The 17,258-nt window shown below is 65.0% G+C and carries 15 protein-coding genes; 6 read left to right on the forward strand and 9 right to left on the reverse strand.

Annotated elements, in window-relative coordinates:
* Positions 1-8 precede the first annotated feature (8 nt).
* A complete protein-coding gene (locus tag AX729_RS21155; RefSeq protein ID WP_197433641.1) occupies positions 9-3,509 on the reverse strand; it encodes an autotransporter domain-containing protein in 3,501 nt (1,166 codons plus the stop codon).
* Positions 3,510-3,694: 185 nt separating this feature from the next.
* Between AX729_RS21155 and AX729_RS21160 the strand changes: the two genes are divergently transcribed.
* Positions 3,695-5,428, forward strand: coding sequence for a winged helix-turn-helix domain-containing protein (locus AX729_RS21160; protein WP_061026309.1), 1,734 nt, complete (start codon positions 3,695-3,697; stop codon positions 5,426-5,428).
* Between the two features lie 3 nt (positions 5,429-5,431).
* On the opposite strand, the gene AX729_RS21165 is transcribed toward AX729_RS21160, so the two are convergent.
* The 6 genes from AX729_RS21165 to AX729_RS21190 all read right to left on the reverse strand — a co-directional run bounded on the left by AX729_RS21165 (position 5,432) and on the right by AX729_RS21190 (position 10,211).
* Entirely contained in the window at positions 5,432-6,364 is a 933-nt protein-coding gene (locus AX729_RS21165; RefSeq protein ID WP_061026310.1) for a lipid A biosynthesis lauroyl acyltransferase, read from the reverse strand.
* 9 nt (positions 6,365-6,373) lie between these two features.
* Positions 6,374-7,651: a beta-ketoacyl-ACP synthase gene (locus AX729_RS21170; protein ID WP_061026311.1), complete on the reverse strand. Its 1,278-nt coding sequence runs from the start codon at positions 7,649-7,651 to the stop codon at positions 6,374-6,376.
* Positions 7,652-7,668: 17 nt separating this feature from the next.
* The gene (locus AX729_RS21175; RefSeq protein ID WP_061026312.1) at positions 7,669-8,874 is read right to left on the reverse strand and encodes a beta-ketoacyl-ACP synthase; all 1,206 of its coding nucleotides are present in this window, start codon (positions 8,872-8,874) and stop codon (positions 7,669-7,671) included.
* Positions 8,871-9,341, reverse strand: a complete 471-nt coding sequence (locus AX729_RS21180) for a 3-hydroxyacyl-ACP dehydratase FabZ family protein (RefSeq protein ID WP_061026313.1) — start codon at positions 9,339-9,341, stop codon at positions 8,871-8,873. The genes AX729_RS21175 and AX729_RS21180 overlap by 4 nt, the downstream gene beginning before the upstream one ends.
* Positions 9,342-9,351: 10 nt before the next feature.
* A complete protein-coding gene (locus AX729_RS21185; RefSeq protein WP_007592476.1) occupies positions 9,352-9,639 on the reverse strand; it encodes an acyl carrier protein in 288 nt (95 codons plus the stop codon).
* 230 nt (positions 9,640-9,869) lie between these two features.
* Positions 9,870-10,211 (reverse strand): hypothetical protein, encoded by a 342-nt coding sequence (locus tag AX729_RS21190; RefSeq protein ID WP_061026314.1) that lies wholly within the window; start codon positions 10,209-10,211, stop codon positions 9,870-9,872.
* Between the two features lie 302 nt (positions 10,212-10,513).
* Here AX729_RS21190 and AX729_RS21195 point away from each other — a divergent pair, with 302 nt between their 5' ends.
* From AX729_RS21195 to AX729_RS21205, 5 genes are all read left to right on the forward strand, one after another.
* Positions 10,514-11,137 (forward strand): ParB-like protein, encoded by a 624-nt coding sequence (locus AX729_RS21195; RefSeq protein WP_061026315.1) that lies wholly within the window; start codon positions 10,514-10,516, stop codon positions 11,135-11,137.
* A 136-nt stretch (positions 11,138-11,273) separates the two neighbouring features.
* Positions 11,274-11,417, forward strand: coding sequence for a hypothetical protein (locus AX729_RS40565; protein WP_165637161.1), 144 nt, complete (start codon positions 11,274-11,276; stop codon positions 11,415-11,417).
* A gap of 149 nt (positions 11,418-11,566) precedes the next feature.
* Complete coding sequence (locus AX729_RS40570; RefSeq protein WP_197433642.1) at positions 11,567-11,734, forward strand: hypothetical protein; 168 nt, start codon at positions 11,567-11,569, stop codon at positions 11,732-11,734.
* Positions 11,731-14,295: a cation-translocating P-type ATPase gene (locus AX729_RS21200; RefSeq protein ID WP_082770495.1), complete on the forward strand. Its 2,565-nt coding sequence runs from the start codon at positions 11,731-11,733 to the stop codon at positions 14,293-14,295. Before AX729_RS40570 ends, AX729_RS21200 begins: the two co-directional genes overlap by 4 nt.
* Positions 14,296-14,695: 400 nt before the next feature.
* Entirely contained in the window at positions 14,696-15,838 is a 1,143-nt protein-coding gene (locus AX729_RS21205; protein ID WP_061026316.1) for a PepSY-associated TM helix domain-containing protein, read from the forward strand.
* Between the two features lie 246 nt (positions 15,839-16,084).
* On the opposite strand, the gene AX729_RS21210 is transcribed toward AX729_RS21205, so the two are convergent.
* Together AX729_RS21210 and AX729_RS21215 are read right to left on the reverse strand one after the other, a co-directional pair.
* Positions 16,085-16,579, reverse strand: coding sequence for an MgtC/SapB family protein (locus AX729_RS21210; protein WP_061026317.1), 495 nt, complete (start codon positions 16,577-16,579; stop codon positions 16,085-16,087).
* 10 nt (positions 16,580-16,589) lie between these two features.
* Positions 16,590-17,168, reverse strand: coding sequence for a peroxidase-related enzyme (locus AX729_RS21215; RefSeq protein ID WP_061026318.1), 579 nt, complete (start codon positions 17,166-17,168; stop codon positions 16,590-16,592).
* Positions 17,169-17,258 lie beyond the last annotated feature (90 nt).

Below are 17,258 nucleotides of genomic sequence, written 5' to 3' on the forward strand. Positions count from 1 at the left end.
GGCTTGCCCTACCACTCATACCGAACCGTGCCTTTGCCGGTGTAAGTCTGCGTGCTCTGCGAGAACTCGCCCTCGATCGTGCCGGCAAGCGAGAGGCGGTTTCGCCATCTCACCTCGGCGCGGCCACCGACGAGTGCGGAGTCCGCGGCGGGGCGCGCGCCGCTGACGGTGAAGGCGGCCCCGGGCAGCATCTGGAAGGCGGCGCTCACGAAGCGGTTGGTGTTGGTGTCGTGCGCCCAGGCGAGGCGGCCGCGCAGGGTGAGCAGGCCATCGTCGACGAGGAAGCGCTGGTCGGTGCGGGCACCCAGCTCGGTGCGGACATTGGTGGTGTCCTGCGCGCTGTAAGACAGCGCGAACTGGTTGCTGCCTACGAGCGCGGTCTCGCCATAGCCTGGGAGGTGGAAGGTGGTGGCCTGCACGGCCGCGTAAGGCGTGACGCCGAAAGAGGAGGCGGGCACGGGTGCGAAGCGCCAGCCGGTTTCGAGGCGGCCGGCGAAGGTGCTGGCCTTGAAATTGGCTGTGAGCTTGTCGGTGCCCGACACCGTCACGGTGCGATCGGTGGTGACGTCCTGCCAGCCATAGGCGAGCGTGGCGGAGAGATACGCCGGGCCAAAATTGTGGCGGGCATACAGGCCGGCCTGGAAGACATCGGCGCGGCCGCCGCCGAGGCTATCAGCCACCGCGAAGTTGAAGCCGGCGCCGCCGAGCGCGAAGCCCACCAGCGTGTCCGGCGAGACGCGATAGTCGGCACCGACCACGGTGCCGTAGATGCGGCTGGTGGTGGTGCTCGAACCTTCCGCCGCATTGCCGCTCAACGTGCTGCCGCCGCCGTAAGCAGAGGCCCACACGCCCCAGCGCCGGTCGATGACATCGACGCCGGCTTCGCGCGGCGTCACCGCGGCGTAGGCTTCGCGCACCCTGGCGTCGTCCTGCGCGGTGTTGGCGTAGCCCAACGTGCTACCGCTCATGCCGCGCTCGCTGTCCATGCTGCCGCCGACCGGATCGAGCATGTCCAGGAACTGCTGCATGGCGTTGAACGTGGCTTGCGTGGTGGCGGCGCCGGGTTGGCCCGAGACCTCGCTGAGGGCCCGGTTGAGCTGCGCGCCGCTCATGTTGAGCAGGGTATCGAAGCCGACGGGCGGCGTCGCGCCGCTCTCGACCGCGTTGTTGATGCCGCCGGCGACGCTGGTCTGGTTGCCGCTCGTGCCGGCCGGCAGCTCGATCTTGCCGGGATCGAGCACGAGATAGACAGAGTTGAAGTCGTAGGTGAGGCGCGGATTGCGGGCAGGGCTGAAGCTGCCGGTGATGGTCAGCCCGGCGAACTGCGTTCCGCCGAGCCCGCCGGTCGCATTCAGTAGCGTGAAGGTCTGGCCGCGGAAGCTGCCGGGGATCGCCATTGCCTGCACGGTGGCGTCGGTGAGCGTTGCCGTGCCCGAAACGTTGGTGCGGTCGGCTGCGGTCGTGGAGACCTCGACCGTGTAGAAGCTGCCGGCGGTGAACGCCAGATTGCCGCTGACGGTGAGGGCGCCGATGGAATTGCCGGGTGCCAGCGCACCGCCGCTCGCAATCGTCGTGTTGCCGACGATGCCGGTGCCGCCGAGAATGCCGCCCGCGTTCACGGTGAGGCCGGTTGACGAAGCGATCGAACCGTTTACCGCCAGCGTGCCGCCGTCGACGGTGGTGGCGCCGGTGTAGGTGTTGACGCCCGACAGGGTCAGTTTGCCATTGCCGACCTTGATCAGCGATGTCCCGGTGATACTCCCGTCACCGGTGAGCACGCCGGTCACAATGGTCGACAGATTGTTGCTGCCAACCGTCAGTTCTGCGCCATTGAGGTCGAAGCGGCCGTTGCCGGCGATCGAGCCGGCGGTGAGTTTGCCGTCGCTGCTCGGGCCGGGGGTGAAGAAGTTGATGACGGCGCTGGACGTGGTGTTGATGAGCTGCGCGCCGCCCGGCGTCGAATTGCCGTCGAACAGCACATTGCCGCTGTTGGAGATAACGGCGTTGCCGGCTGTGGTGTTGCCATAGAACGTCAACTGATTGGTGTTGGTGATGGTGGCGTTGCCGGCCGTGGCGCTGGTGGCGAAGACCAGCTCCGCGTTGTTGGTGATGGCCGCATTGCCGGCGGTCGCATTGCCGTCGAACGCCAGCGTGCCGGCGGAAACCGTCGCGCCTGAAAAGCTTGCCGCGCCGGTCAAGGTCAACGTTCCCGCACCCGACTTGGTCAGCGTGCTGCCGCTGATACCCTGGCTGACGACGAAATTGTTGGCGGCGTCCGCAATGTCGAGCGTGCCGCCGTCGGCTCCCAAAATGACGGCGCGCGCGGTCGTGTTGAAAACGGTGCCTGATATCTGCAGGGTGCCGCCCTTGAAGGTCAGGATGCCCGCGAGGTCGCCAAGATTGGCGTCCGAGGAGACGCTGACCGCTCCGCTCGCGAAGGTAGTGCCGCCGGTGTAGGTGTTGGCGCCCGACAGGATCAGCGTGCCGGTGCCGGTCTTCACGAGCGAACCGCCGATGCCGGCGATGACGCCGCTCACCCCGGTCGAGAGATTATTCGAGCCGACGGTCAGTTCGATGGCGCCGAGCTGGTAGAAACCAGCGCCAGCGATCGAGCCGGCGCTGATCTTGTTATCGCCGTTGATGCCTGAGGAGGAACTGAAATCGGCCGAGGCGTTGGCAGTATTGATGATGGCCGCATTGCCGGCCGTGCTGCGGTACGTGAATGTCAGGCCGCCGTTGTTGGTGATGGTTGCATTGCCGGCTGTGGCAAAGCCGCTGAATGCGAGGCCGCCATTGTTGATGATATCAGCGCTTCCCCCCGTGCTGTCGTTCTGGAAGTACAGCACATAATCGTTCGTGATGGCGGCACTGCCGGCGCTGCTACTGCTCAAGAAACTCAATATGCCGGAGGCGCTATTGGTGATCGTGGCATTGCCAGCAGTGCTGGAGCCGGAGAAGGTGGCACTGAAGTTGTTGGCGATTGTCGCTGCACCGGCCGTGCTTGCACCCGTAAATGATAACAAGTTGATATTGAGGATGGTCGCGTTACCGGCCGAGGCGGTGTCTGCGAAGCCGAGGTCGGAGTTGTTGGTGATGGCGGCGTTACCGGCGGTGCTTGAACTAGAGAAGACCAATTGATTGTTGTTGTAGATGGTGGCGCTGCCGCCGTTGACGATGATGCCGGCGCCCGTGAAGTTCAACGGACCGCTGACGTCAAACGTGTAGTTCGAGGCGCCGGCGTTGAAGGTCCAATCGCCGACGCTGGCGCTCGAGATCACTAGGCTGGTGGTCGCAGAGGTGCCGAAGGTGGCGGTGCCCAACGGCACGAAGCCGCCGTCCCAGTTGGAGCCGGTGCCATAATTGCCGCTGCCGGGCAAGGCCAGCCAGGTGGCATCCTGCGCACGGGCTGGCGCGGCCGGCAGCGCCCAGGCCAGGGCCAACGCCGATGACGTCAGCAGCGCGGCGCGCAGGCGGTCGCTCAGTTTGAAACAATCTTTCCCCGTCCTCACCACTTCCCCCGGCGCACCACGAGTCCTCGATCGGATTGATCGCACCGGGCGGGAGTAGGTGTCTTGATAAGGGCTTGGCTAGTTTCTGAAAGTTTCTGATATTTGGGCTTCAGACCCGATTTTCGGGCATTTTCGGCAGACTTCCGCTATATGAGCCGCCTTGAGAGACCGTGTTGGGGGATAGCTTGCTTCGTTTCGCCGGCTTCGAGCTGGACCAGCGGCGCGCCGAGCTGCGCGGGGCCGATGGCACTCCGATCAGGCTCCGGCCCAAGACGTTCGAGATGCTCCGGCTGTTCGCCACCAGCGGTGGGCGGGTGCTGACCAAGCAAGAACTGATGGAGGCGGTCTGGCCGAACGTCCATGTCGGCGAGGACAGCCTGTTCCAGTGCATCCGCGAGCTTCGTGCCGCGCTCGGTGACGAGCGCCGGCAGCTGATCAAGCTCGCCTCCGGCGGCGGCTATCTGCTGGCGACGGAGGTTGTCGCTGCGTCCGCCGCCGCCCCGGCGCAGGCCGAGGGAAGCCGGTCGGACCCGGCCGGCGAGGTTGCACCGCGGCTGCCGGCCGAGGCCGCGATGCCGGTGCGGCCTCGGCGCGTCCCGTTCGGTTTGAGCCGGAAGGCCATGGTCGCCGCCGTGGTCGGGCTTGGCGTCATCATCATCGGGCTTGCGGTGGCTGCGCCCGTGATGAAGCCGGACCTCCTGTTCAGCCGAACGATGCCGCGCCTCGCCGTGATCCCGATCGTTGACGAGAGCAACGACCCGCGCGGCGCGGCGATGGCCGCCGAGGTCACGGCTCGCCTCACGGATGGTTTTGCTGGGATCCAGAACATCAGCGCGGTTGCGCCACGATTGGCGGCCAAGGGCGGCGACAGCACCGCTGCGTCCGCCGCATCATCCGATTACGAGCTGCGTGGCGAGTTGCAGCTCAGCGGTCAATCCTGGACGCTGCGGGCGCGCGTCATCAAGGCTGTCACCGGCGAGGTTCAGTCGGTCGTCGCGGCGTCGGTCAGCGCTGACGAAGCGGACGCGCAGCTTGCGCAATCCCGGCTCGTCGCCGGCGCGGGTCATGTGCTCGCGCGCCGCCTCAACGAGATTCTGGAGCCGAGTGCGGCACCCTCCCGAGCTCGCAAATCATCGGCGGGCGGCGACAAGGTGGCCGTCGAGCAGGCGCTCGCCTCGATCAACCAGACCACGCGCGAGCGTTTTGGCGCGGCGCAGGCCATACTGCAAAAGGCGCTCACCGGCGACCCCGACAATCTCGACATCGCGGTCGCGCTCGCCTCGCTCCAGATGCGCGGCATCCAGATGGTCTGGTTCAGCCCGGAGGAGGCGGTCGCGGTCGAGGCCAGGGCCAATGCGACGCTGGAGCGGGCACTTCGGTCGAAGCCGAATTCGATCCCGGTGCTCGAGGCCTATTGCCGCTTCCTCAGCGCGACCAACCATTTTATCGAAAGTCTCGTCACCTGCGCCAAGGCGTTGAGCTTCGATCCGTGGAACGGGGCGGCGCTGTATCTGATCGGATTGGGCCAGATCTATCTCGGCCGCTTCGACGATGCGCTCGCGACATTCCGGCAAGCCGATCGTTACGACACGCCGCCGGCCTCGCGCTGGACCTGGCTGCTCGGCGCAGGCATGGCGAATGTCCTGATGGGGCGCGACGAGGAAGCATTGCCGTGGCTGCAGCGTTCAATCGGCATTACACCGGGGACCGGCCGTTCGCACTTTCTGCTCGCAGCCGCCTATCAGCGATCGGGCCGGTTCGAGGAGGCGAGGGCGGCGATCGCGGAGGGACTGAAACTGCGGCCCGGTACGACCAGGCTCAACGTCTCGCCGCCGATGAAGAACGCAAGCCCGGTGTGTATCGCAGCCTGGGAGCGCGTCGTTCAGGCCGAGGTCGACGCAGGATTGCCGGAGCAGTAAGCCCTACCGCCACCTGCGATGCAGCCACAGCCACTGCTCGGGATGCTCGCGCACCCATCCTTCCACCACGCTCGTGACCGCCTGCGTCGTGCCCTGGATGTCGATCCTGCCCTCGGCATCGCGCACCGGCGGGATCTCCTCCGTGAGCTCGCCGCGGAAGCGGCCGCCGGGCAGGCGGATGATGCGCACGCCGTGGATCGGGCATTCGACCTGGCGAAGCAGGCGCGCCAGCATCGGGTTGGCGCGGGTCTTGCGGCCGAAGAAGGTGACCTCGACGCCGCCCGTCAGGTACTGGTCGATCAGCATCGCGACGTGCTTGCCGTCCTTCAGCGCCTGCGCGAGCCGCAGCGGCGCGTCGCGGCCCGCGGGGATCAGCGTGCCCATGTTGACCTGCCGCATCTCCTGGATGATGCGGTCGGCCGAGGCGATGTTCGGGCGGCGATAGAGGATCGCGGTATCCAGTCCGTGCGCGACCGCGGCGAGTGCCGGCAATTCCCAATTCGATAGATGGGCTGCGAAAATCAGCGCCGGCTTGCCGTCGTCCCGGATCCGGTCGAACAGCTCGATGCTGCGCGGCGACAGCTCGATCCGGCTTCGCTCCGGGTGCGCGCGATCGTAATCCCAGACCTTGTCCATATGGGCAAATTCGGCGCCGACGCGGCCGAGATTGTCCCAGACGCCCATCAGGATCCGTTCGATCTCCTCCGGTGATTTCTCCGGAAAGGCGGCGGTGAGGTTGGCACGGCCGATGCGGTGCTCGCGCAGGCGCGGCCCGATCAGCTTCACGGCGCGCGCGAAAAAGTTCGAGGTCTTGACCGGATCGAAATAACGCGTGGTGCGGAGCAGGCCGACGGTGGCGGCGCCGATCAGGCTGCCGCCGATCGACTTGGCAGCCTCCCGCACGCGGGCCTTCGTGCTCGCAGGAAGCAGCGCCATGCGGATCGATCAGGCCGGTTCGCGGGTCAGGATCAGCGAGGCGTTCTGGCCGCCGAAGCCGAACGAGTTCGACATTACGGCGGTCACGCGGGCGTCGCGCGCCTTGTTGCCGACGACGTTGAACAGGATCGTGGGATCCGGAGTTTCGTAGTTGATCGTCGGCGGGATACGCTGATGCTCGAGCGTGAGCAGCGAGAAGATCGCCTCGACCGCGCCGGCGGCCGAGATGGTGTGACCGACCATCGACTTGTTGGAGGTGACCGGAATCTTCTGCGCGAGCTCGCCGAACACGGCCGATGTCGTGTTGAACTCCATCTTGTCGTTTTCGGGCGTCGCGGTGCCGTGCGCGTTGATGTGGTCGATCTGGTCCGGCGTCATGCCGGCATCGGCCAGCGTCTTGTTCATGCAGCCGATGATCGGCTTGCCGTCGGGCGAGGAGCGGGTGCGATGGAAGGAATCGGTGAGCTCGCCGCAGCCGGCGATCACGCCGAGGATCTTTGCGCCACGTGCGGTGGCGGCCTCATAGCTTTCCAGCACTAGCGCGCCGGCACCTTCCGCCATGACGAAGCCGTCGCGGTTCTTGGAGAAGGGGCGGGAGGCCGCCTGGGGCGGATCGTTCTGGGTCGACAGCGCCGACAGCAGCGAGAAGCGCACCAGCGCTTCCGGGTTCACGGTGCCGTCGGTCGCGACGCACAGCGCGGCATCAGTCTCGCCGCGGCGGATCGCCTCGACGCCGAGCTGGATCGACGTCGCTCCCGAGGCACATGCCGTGGACAGCGAGATCGGCGAACCCTTGGTGCCGAACGTCTCGGCGAGATGCGCGGCGACCGAGCCGAACATGAAGCGATGATGGTAGGCGCTGTACTTGCCGCCGCCGGAAATGCGAAGCAAATCGTCATAGTTGAAGTCGAGCAGGCCGACGGCGCGACCGAGTTCGCGACGCTGCGGCCATTCGACCTCGACCGGTGCAACCGCGAGGAAAAGGGGACCGGGGAAATCGGCCTTGGCGCCGATGCCGGCCTGCTCCAGCGCTTCCTGCGTCACCAGCTCGGCCATCCGTTCGGACAGGCCGGTGGAGGAGAACGGATCGACGCTGACGAAATCGACCGTGCCGGCCATCGTGGTCTTCAGGCCGTCGACCGGAAAACGCGTGATGGTGCGGATGCCGGATTCACCGGCGACGAGCTTCGCCCAATTGTCGGCCTTGCCGGCACCGAGCGACGTCATGATGCCCATGCCGGTGACGACGACAACGGGCCGCCCGAGTTTGTCTCGTGGTGCAGTCATGTCGATCCCCGCTTGAGCTAAACCGCCTCGACCAGCGCCATGCCTTCGCCGCGCCAATGTCCGGCTCCCACCACCACAATCTGGGTGGGCGCCCCCTGCATTTCAATCTCGGTCCCGGTCGAATCGTTCGGTGGGAACAGAGCACCACGCGAGATCGACAGTGCAGCGAGTGCGATTCCGAGCGGGAATTGCGTCTCCATGGCGTGCCCGAACATCGTACCGGTCGAGCGCACCGGAAAGTCGGTATGGCTCTTCAGGAAGTCGCGCTCTTCCGAAGTCGCGGGCTCCGCACCGGTTGCCCCGGTGATGATCGCGCCCTTGCCCTCGTGCTTCGGCAGCTCGGCCCACAGCTTCTCCAGCGTCGCGGTCATGTCGCCGGGCTGCTTGCGTTTGGCGAGGTCTGCAACGACGCTGGACAGTTTTGCGAACGGCTTTGCGCCGCGCGCTTCCGCATGCGCTTTCGATTCCAGCACCAGGAAGGCGCCGGCCGATCCGAGCGCGAAGCCGGCGTGGTCCTTACGTGCCCACACGGGAGCGAACTTGTTCTTGAGGTTGAAGTCGCCGAATTCATAGAGGACCAGCAGGTCCTTGCGCTCGCCATTGTGCGAGCCGCCGACCAGCGCGATGTCGCTCTCGCCCGAGGCGATGCGCGCGAGCGCAATGCGGGCGGCGTCGGCGCCGGCGACCTCTTCGCCCATGAAGGTGCGCGAGGTGCCGCCCAAGCCGTGCACGATGGCGATGTTGCCGGCGAGCAGGTTGGAAAGCTGGGCCAGGAACAGCGTCGGCCTGAGATCGCTCATCAGCCGCTCGTTGAGGAAGCCGGGCGCGTTGGCGCCCTTGGCCTCGGCCGTCAGCACGCCGGTGTCGACGTTGAGATCGCGCTCTCCGCCGCCGGCGGCGATCACCATGTCGATCTTCGACAGGATATCCTTGTTGCCCTTGATGCCCGCCGAATCGAGCGCGAGACCTGCGGCATAGGTGCCGATGCGCTGCCAGGCTTCCATCTGGCGCTGGTCGCCCTTCTTCGGGATCTGACTGTCGAAGGATACCGGCATCAAGGGATGCACGATGTAGGGTGCAAAGCCCTTCTCGTCGACATTGATGCGCTTTTCCTGAAGCGCGGCCCAATTGGCGTCCAGGCCCTCGCCGAGCGAGGTGGCCAACCCAATACCGGTGATCCAGACCTCGGTCCGGCCTGGCTTCGAAGCGTGAGTGTCAGTCATGGCGATACGGCCCGTTGCGGAAACCCGACGCGTTTGGCGATCGCGTCCATGTGGGAGCGCATATCCGCATTGGGGAAGGGAATCAGCGTGAAGGTGAGCGCCGAATTCGCGCGCAGCTTGCCGCCGACCTTGATCTTGGCCTCGGTCATGGCGTAGCCGGAGCCTTCATGGGTGAGGCTCGCCTCGATGCTCATGAGGTCGCCCGGGAAGACCGAACCGCGGACCTTGGCCTCCTTCACGGCGGCCAGGATCGGCATACGTTCGAATTTGAACACGCCGAGTTGAAGCCAGCCCGAAGCCTGCGCCATCGATTCGATCAGGAGCACGCCGGGCATCAAGGGATAGCCCGGGAAGTGTCCCTCGAAGATGGTGCTCTCCTTCGGAACCTGCGCTTCGACGACGATCGTCTTCTCGTCGACCTTGAGGTCGACGATGCGATCGATCATGTGGAAGTATTCGAGTTGCATGACTGCGCCCTTAGGCGCTCGCGCCCTTGGCCGCAACCAGTTCGTCGATGCGGGCGCACAGGTTCTTCAGCACGAAATACTGCTCGGTGGTCGCCTTGCCGTCGTTGACCTCTTGAGTCCACTTTTCCAGGGGCAGCTTGATGCCGAACTGCTTGTCGATCGCGAACGCGATGTCCAGGAAATCGAGGCTGTCGATGCCGAGGTCATCGATGGCATGGCTATCCGGCGTGATCGTGTCGCGCGGGATGTCGCAGGTTTCAGCGATGATCGTGGCGACCTGATCGAATGTGGAAGACATCACTAAGCCTTTGATATATTGCGGATATTTTTCGGATTGCCCAGAGTGGCAGGGTGGGTGGGCATCGCGCCCCTGATGACGCCCTCAAACGCCCTCTGGCCGGGTCGAGAGCCCGTATATCGGAGCGCCGCCCTGAGTTCAATGGAGCCGGGGCGGCCCGGGACAGCAAGGGACCGGATTGGGGATCCCCGCCGGGACCCTTCCGCCGAGGGACCGGCGCTAGGCCGGTCCTAAATATGTGGAGTCGTGATCTTGGCGCAGTCGCGGCGGCCCATCAGCACGCAATCCTGGGTCCGGCGCAGGTCGGCGATGTTGACCAAGAGCCAAATCCCGATCGCGGTCAGGGCGATGGTGAAGGCCAGCGCCGCGATATTGGCAAGCATGCGTTGGCGGAAATTGTCGGGTTCGGCGCGCGGCTGCTCGTAGCGAGACAGATCCAGCCGTTCGGGCGCGATGCGCAACGGCTGCACGGTGCCGTTGCCGCGCTGGACCGCCGGGGAAGGCGAGGTGCGCGGTCTGAACTGGAGCACCCGGTGCTCTTCATCAGAGCTTTTGGGCCGCTGGTTGTTCATGGGGCGAGATCATCCGAAGCAGACATTTTGATAGCATATGTGACGGGCGCGTGCAGAAAATCTTGTCAATGTCCGCGTGTATTTCTGCGTTCGCACTATTGTGCATGGACCGGTGGAACGATCGGGAGCCGGTGGTGCACGGGTTGCGCTGCAACGGAAGCCATGACGACAGCCATGGAGTTCGTCCGCAATCGACTCGCGCTCTCCGCGTCGCTTCCGAACGGATTTCGTCGTCGCAGGGCCCGTGGCATAGTCGTGGGAGCCCGGATTATCGGCTGCAACCATGTGAGGACCTTTCGATCATGACCAATACGCGCGAGCCGCGAGTGCATCCGGTCCCGGTCCTGTCGCTCCGGCCGACGCAGATGACGGTCGGAATGCGCGAGGTCAAGGAGAAGCGCAAGCGCTGGCGCGAGCAAGACAAGGACAGGCAGGCCGATCTGCTCGGCAAGCACATGATCCCGGTCGTCTACGGGCCGGACAAGCGCTACTACGTGATCGACCATCATCATCTCGGCCGCGCATTGCACGACGAGGGCGTCAAGGAGGTGCTGGTGACCGTTATCGGCGACCTCAGAATGGTCGAACGCGATGCGTTCTGGGGCGTGATGGACAACAAGCGTTGGGTCTATCCCTACGACGCCAAGGGCGAAAGGCGGCCGTTCCGCGACCTGCCGAAATCGGTCGCCGACCTCAAGGACGACCCCTTCCGCAGCCTTGCCGGCGAGCTCCGCCGGATCGGCGGCTTCGCCAAGGACACCACGCCGTTCTCCGAATTCCTGTGGGCCGACTTCCTGCGTCGACAGGTCTCGCGCAAGGTGGTGGAGGCCAGTTTCGACAAGGCGCTCGAGAAGGCGATGGCTGCGGCCCGAAGCAAGGATGCGATCTATCTGCCCGGCTGGTGCGGTCCGGAGGACGATGATTAGGCGGTGGCGCCCTGCGGCACCATCAACCGCGCCACATCACGGTCTCTTGAGTGAAATCACTTTCCCGTCTTCATGAAGCGGTCCTGAAACAGGGCCGTCCCATCTCTTGTGCTACGAGCTCACACAGGAGGCCAAAATGCGCCGTCTGGTTTTTGCAATTGCCTTGCTCGCCGTCGCCTCAGCAGGGATTTCGGCTTCGTTTGCCGCAGTTCACCACGCCAAGTCATTGACATTCGCCGAGCGCTTCGCGCCGGCGCTCGAGTTGATGGCAAAGCGCTAGCGGCTCGGCGACCCGGGCACGCTTGATCTTCCGCAAATTCGCAAGTGCGGCCGGAGGCTATCGTCCGCCTGCATGATTGCCGAAGCAGCGATGCGTCCCGATGTCGGGGGCGAGGTGGGCTCAAGGTCATGCCGACTGGAGACATGGCCATGAGCCTCATCTTTCGCATCCTCTTCGTCATCGCCGGCGCCGTCACCGCGCTGTTCGTTGCGCGCGATGCCCTGAACTTCACGATCATCCAGACCTTGGTTGCGATTATGCTCGTGACCGCTATCGTGGGCGTTGGAAGTCTCTGGAGCCTGCGGCGGAAGACGTGATCGAGGCAGAACGCGGCAGCAAAGCCGGCCTAAGCGAAGCCGAGGCCCAGTTGCGGCTGCAACAGGAGGGCTACAACGAGCTGCCGCGGTCCGAACGGCGCACGCCTTGGCGCATCGTCTTGGAAGTCCTGCGGGAGCCGATGCTCGCGCTCCTGCTGTGCGGCGGGCTGGTCTACCTCCTGCTGGGAGATCTCCGCGAGGCACTGCTTCTGCTGGCGTTCGGCGCTATCTCCATCGTGATCACCATCGTGCAGGAGGCCCGCACCGAACGCGTGCTGGATGCCTTGCGAGAGCTGACGAGCCCGCGAGCGCTCGTGGTCAGAGACGGGGAACGCCGGCGGATCGCAGGCCGGGACGTCGTCCGTGGCGATCTCCTCGTCCTCTCCGAGGGCGATCGGGTTCCGGCGGATGCGGTGCTCACCAGCGCACGCGATCTGGCTGTCGACGAATCCCTGCTGACCGGAGAGTCGGTCCCGGTTCGCAAGCAGCACGTCAAGATGCCGGCCGCCGAATCGGCCCTGGCCGATCATCGTCCGGGCGGCGACGACCAGCCCTACGTGTATTCCGGCTCACTCGTCGTAAGAGGCGAGGGCATCGCCGAGGTCGAGGCCACCGGCCCTCGCAGCGAAATCGGGAAGATCGGGCTGTCGCTGCATGGCTTGCAGCCGGAGCCGCCTCGGCTACAGCAGCAGACCGCACGGCTCGTACGGCTTTGCTTTCTCGGTGGCGCAGCGATCAGTCTGGCCGCCGTCCTGCTCTACGGATTTTTGCGCGGAGATTGGCTGCAAGCGTTGCTCGGGGGCATCGCAATCGGCATGTCCATGCTTCCTGAGGAGTTTGCCGTCGTCCTCACGGTGTTCATGGCCATGGGTGCCTGGCGCATCTCGAAGGTGCGCGTGCTGACGCGGCGCGCCGCCGCAATCGAGGTGCTTGGCTCTGCCACGGTGCTGTGCACCGACAAGACCGGGACGTTGACGCAGAACCGTATGTCGGTTGCGGAGCTGAGATTGCGCGACGGGACATGCGTGCGGCCTGCGCCCTCGCAGCCCGCTCCCGTGGGAGAAGAGTTCTTCGAGCTGGCGCGTTGCAGCGTTCTGGCGAGCTCGCCGGAACCGTTCGATCCGATGGAGAAGGCCTTGCACGCGTTCGTACGTGCCGGTCTGCCGCTGGGTGTCGACGCCGATGGCGATCGGACCTTGATCCGCACCTACGGCCTGCGTCCCGAACTGCTGGCGATGACCCAGGTCTGGCGGTCGTCGCATCGCCAGACAGCCCTCGCCGCCGCGAAAGGCGCTCCCGAGGCGATTGCGCAGCTCTGCAAGCTGGACGGAGCGGACCAGGAGGCGATGCGGGATGCCGTCGCGGCGATGGCGAAGGACGGTCTTCGCGTGCTGGGCGTGGCCGCCGCAACCTGCGACGGCGAGGATCTGCCGCCTTCGCAGGAAGGCTTCGCATTTCGGTTCATCGGTCTCGTCGGCTTGGCCGATCCGCTTCGCCCTGGCGTCCCCGAGGCGGTGGCTGAATGCCGTTCGGCCGGCATTCGCGTCGTCATGATCACGGGCGACTATCCGGCGACAGCCACGGCGATCGCCGGGCAGGCCGGGCTCGACGTCAACGAGGTCGTGACCGGCGAGCAGGTCAAGCTCGCGGACGAGAGCGAGCTCGATGCACTCGTCAGGAACGTGAACGTCTTCGCGCGGATTTTGCCGGAGCAGAAGCTGCGGATCGTTCAGGCGCTGAAGCGCGGCGGCGAGATCGTCGCTATGACGGGCGACGGCGTCAACGACGCACCCTCCCTGAAGGCTGCCCATATCGGGATCGCGATGGGGGGCCGCGGCACAGATGTTGCTCGCGAAGCATCCTCGATCGTCCTGCTCGACGACGATTTCGGCTCCATCGTCGCATCCATCCGCCTGGGACGACGGATCTACGACAATCTGCGCAAGGCGATGGCCTTCATTTTCGCCGTCCACGTCCCGATCGCGGGGCTTGCGCTGCTTCCCCTGGTCTTCGGGCTGCCTCTGGTCCTGGGCCCGGTTCACATCGCGTTTCTGGAGCTGATCATCGATCCCGTCTGCTCGCTGGTGTTCGAAGCCGAGCGGGAGGAGCGCGATGTCATGAAGCGTCCGCCGCGGCGTGCCGATGCAGAGCTGTTCTCGTGGCCTCTGATCGTCTGGAGTGTCCTGCAGGGCGCCATGGCGTTCGCTTTGATCGCCGTGACATTCGTCGGCGCGCTTCGTTCCGGTATTCCGCCCGATGAGGCGCGCACGCTCGCATTCATTACCCTCGTCGTCTGCATCGCCGCTCTGGTGCTGGTCAATCGGTCCTTCAGCGCATCCTTCTTGTCCGCCTTCTTTCGTCCGAACCCGGCATTGCTCTGGATATTCCTTTCGATTGCGCTCATTCTCGGCACGGCCCTGTTCTGGCCGCCGGCGTCCGGTCTCTTTCGTTTCGTTCCACTGCATCTCGACGACCTGATGATCACCCTCGGCGCAGGATTGTTTGTGCTGACGGTGCTGGAACTGCTGAAACCGTTGTGGGCACGGCGGCTGCGGTTTTGAATCGTGATGCGGCGGGACTTCACCGAGGCGAGCGCCGTGACGGATCGTCGGCGCCGGGAATTCGTGCAGCCAGCGGAAGATGCGAGCAGCACCGCGGTGCGGCCTCATTAGAACGAGTCTATTCTAAATAGATTCTAGGCTGAAGACGCCCGAAAGACTTTGATTGTGCGATCGGAGTCTCTGCATGGTCGTCCCCATTGATTTGGGGACGGGGAATGCTGGAATCTGTGCCTGACGCACCCACAACGGAGCGGCGGCGCGCGTCGACGTTGTACGGTCTTCTCGCCCGGGCGCGGACCTTTGCCGATCACGTTACCATCGCCTGCACGATGAACGGCGGCGGCCAAGACACCAGCCCGCATACCATCGCGGGCTCGGTCAGCCATTGCTGGTAGCCCTCATGGTTCAGGCACGCACGATCCGCCTGTGGTCCCGCATTCACACCTGGACGTCGCTGGTGTGCATGCTGTTCCTGTTGATGCTGTGCGTGACGGGGTTGCCGCTGGTCTTCCACGACGAGATCGACGAGCTGCTCGAGGATGAGATCGCGGCGCCGGCAATGCCGGAGGGAACGCCGCGTCTCTCGCTCGACCGGATGATCGCGGCGGCTCAGGCGCGCTATCCCGGTCAGTACGTCCTGCTCCTAAATTTAAAGCAGAATGAGCCGCTCGTGACTGTCGCGGTTTCTCCGACCGCCGTCCCGTCGCCGGGCAACTTCCATCGTCTCACTCTCGATGCGCGTACGGCCGAGATACTCGGCGAGGAGGCCCCGCAGCAGGATGTCATGGACATCGTGTTGCGGATTCACAAGGACATGTTCGCGGGCCTGCCCGGTGAATTGTTTCTCGGGGCGATGGGGCTCGTGTTCGCCGTCTCGATCATATCCGGCGTCGTCGTCTATTGGCCGTTCATGCGCCGGCTGGATTTCGGCACGATCCGCCGGCGGTCGCCCCGCGTCAAATGGCTCGACGCCCACAATCTCCTCGGCATCGTCACCGTGACCTGGACGATGGTGGTGGGCCTCACCGGCATGATCAACACACTTGCGACGCCGCTGTTCGACCTGTGGCGGGCACAGCTGATTCCCGTGTTGCTGGCGCCTCATCTGGGCAAGCCCGTGGCTCCGATCCCTTCGGTGCAGGCGGCTGTCGAGCTCGTCCGTGCGAGGTTTCCGGATCGCCTGGTCACCTCGGTGACGATGCCGACGTCGGCGCGTTTCGGCAGCCCGCAGCACCTCGTCGTCTGGACCAAGGGCGCGACGCCCTTCACCGCGCGCATGCTCCAGCCGATGCTGGTCGACGCCAACGACGGCAAGACGATCGTTGCGCCCGAAGTGCCGTGGTATCTGAAGGCGCTTCAGGTCTCGCGCCCGCTGCATTTCGGCGATTATGGCGGGCTTCCGCTGAAGATCGTCTGGGCGCTGCTGGACGTGATCACGATCATCATCCTCATCAGTGGAATTTATCTCTGGGTCGCGAGGAGAAGGTCGTCAGTCCGCCGCAAGCTGCTCGACGCAGGCCAAATCGTAGCAGCCGGTGTCTAGTCCCATGCCCTCCGTTTCCAAGGCGGACGTTCCGAACCGGGCCCGAAGCCACAGAAGTGCCTGGGACGTATTCCGCGTTCCGCTCCTTGTCGGCTTGGTCTGCGCCGCAGGACTGGGCCTGGCGCTCGTTGGTGATGGGATCTGGGATGGCCTGTCGTGGCTGGCACTTTCGTTGCCGGTCGCGCTTGTGGTCTTCTATTGGCATCGCGTAGATAGCTCGCACTGACGGCCGAACCGTGGAAGGGGCTATGGGTGCTGCTCTTCCGGGCCGCTTTCGACGTCGTGCGCCTCGTCCGTGCCGCCAAGCATCCGGTGCAACCGGCGCTCGATGCGGCGGCCGATGGTCAGCAGGACGAAGGCCAGCACCACGGCGACGATGACGATCTTCCATTGTCCTGCGCCGCAGACGATGCCGAGGCAGGCGGCAAGGAAGGTGCAGGCGGCGCTGGTCAGGCCCCGAACGCGAAACCCCGTGCTTTGGTGCACGATGACGCCAGCGCCGAGAAAGCCGATTCCGGTGAGGATGCCCTGGATGACACGGCTGGCAGCGTCGGCGACCTTGGTCGGTTCAGCGAGTTGCAGTGCGAGCAGAACCACGGTCGCAGTGGAGAGCCCGACGATGCCGAGCGTCTTCAGCCCGATCGGCTTGCCGTGCAGATCGCGGTTGAGGCCAATCACGCCGCCGGCGAGCGTCGCAACACCGAGACGCAGCAGGACTTCTGGCCAATCGAGCTCGCTCATGGCTTGTCGATCATTTCTTCGGCAGGCGTCCCATCAGATAGAACTCCTCGTTCGGCCGCATGCCCGTGAAATTCGCCAGCCGGTTCGACAGCGCAAAGAAGGCTGAGATCGCGGCAATGTCCCAGATATCGTCGTCACTGAATCCGTGCGGCGCGAGCGCGGCGAAATCGTCCTCGGAAATCCGCTGCGCGTCAGTCGAGACCTTCATGGCGAAGTCGAGCATGGCCTTCTGCCGTGGCGTGATGTCGGCCTTGCGGTAGTTCACCGCGACCTGATCGGCGATGAGTGGATTCTTGGCTCGAATGCGCAGGATCGCGCCGTGGGCGATCACGCAGTACTGGCACTGGTTCGCCGCCGAAGTCGCCACCACGATCATCTCGCGCTCGGCCTTGGTCAGGCCGCCGTCCTTTTCCATCAGCGCGTCGTGATAGGCGAAGAAGGCACGGAACTCGTCGGGACGATAGGCCAGCGTCAAGAACACGTTCGGCACGAAGCCGCTCTTCTCCTGAACGGCGAGAAGCCGCGTGCGGATGTCGTCGGGCAGCGTGTCGAGGGCGGGTGCGGGGAAGCGTTGCGCGGGCTTTGTCATGGCATGGTTCCAGCTTGAGGCCGGCAACCATAGTCGATGCGGGTGGCGGGCTCAACGTGCCGCGGTCGCGCGAATGTGCCCGGTCGCAGC

The sequence above is a fragment of the Bradyrhizobium sp. CCH5-F6 genome, assembly GCF_001556045.1.
Lineage (GTDB): Bacteria > Pseudomonadota > Alphaproteobacteria > Rhizobiales > Xanthobacteraceae > Bradyrhizobium.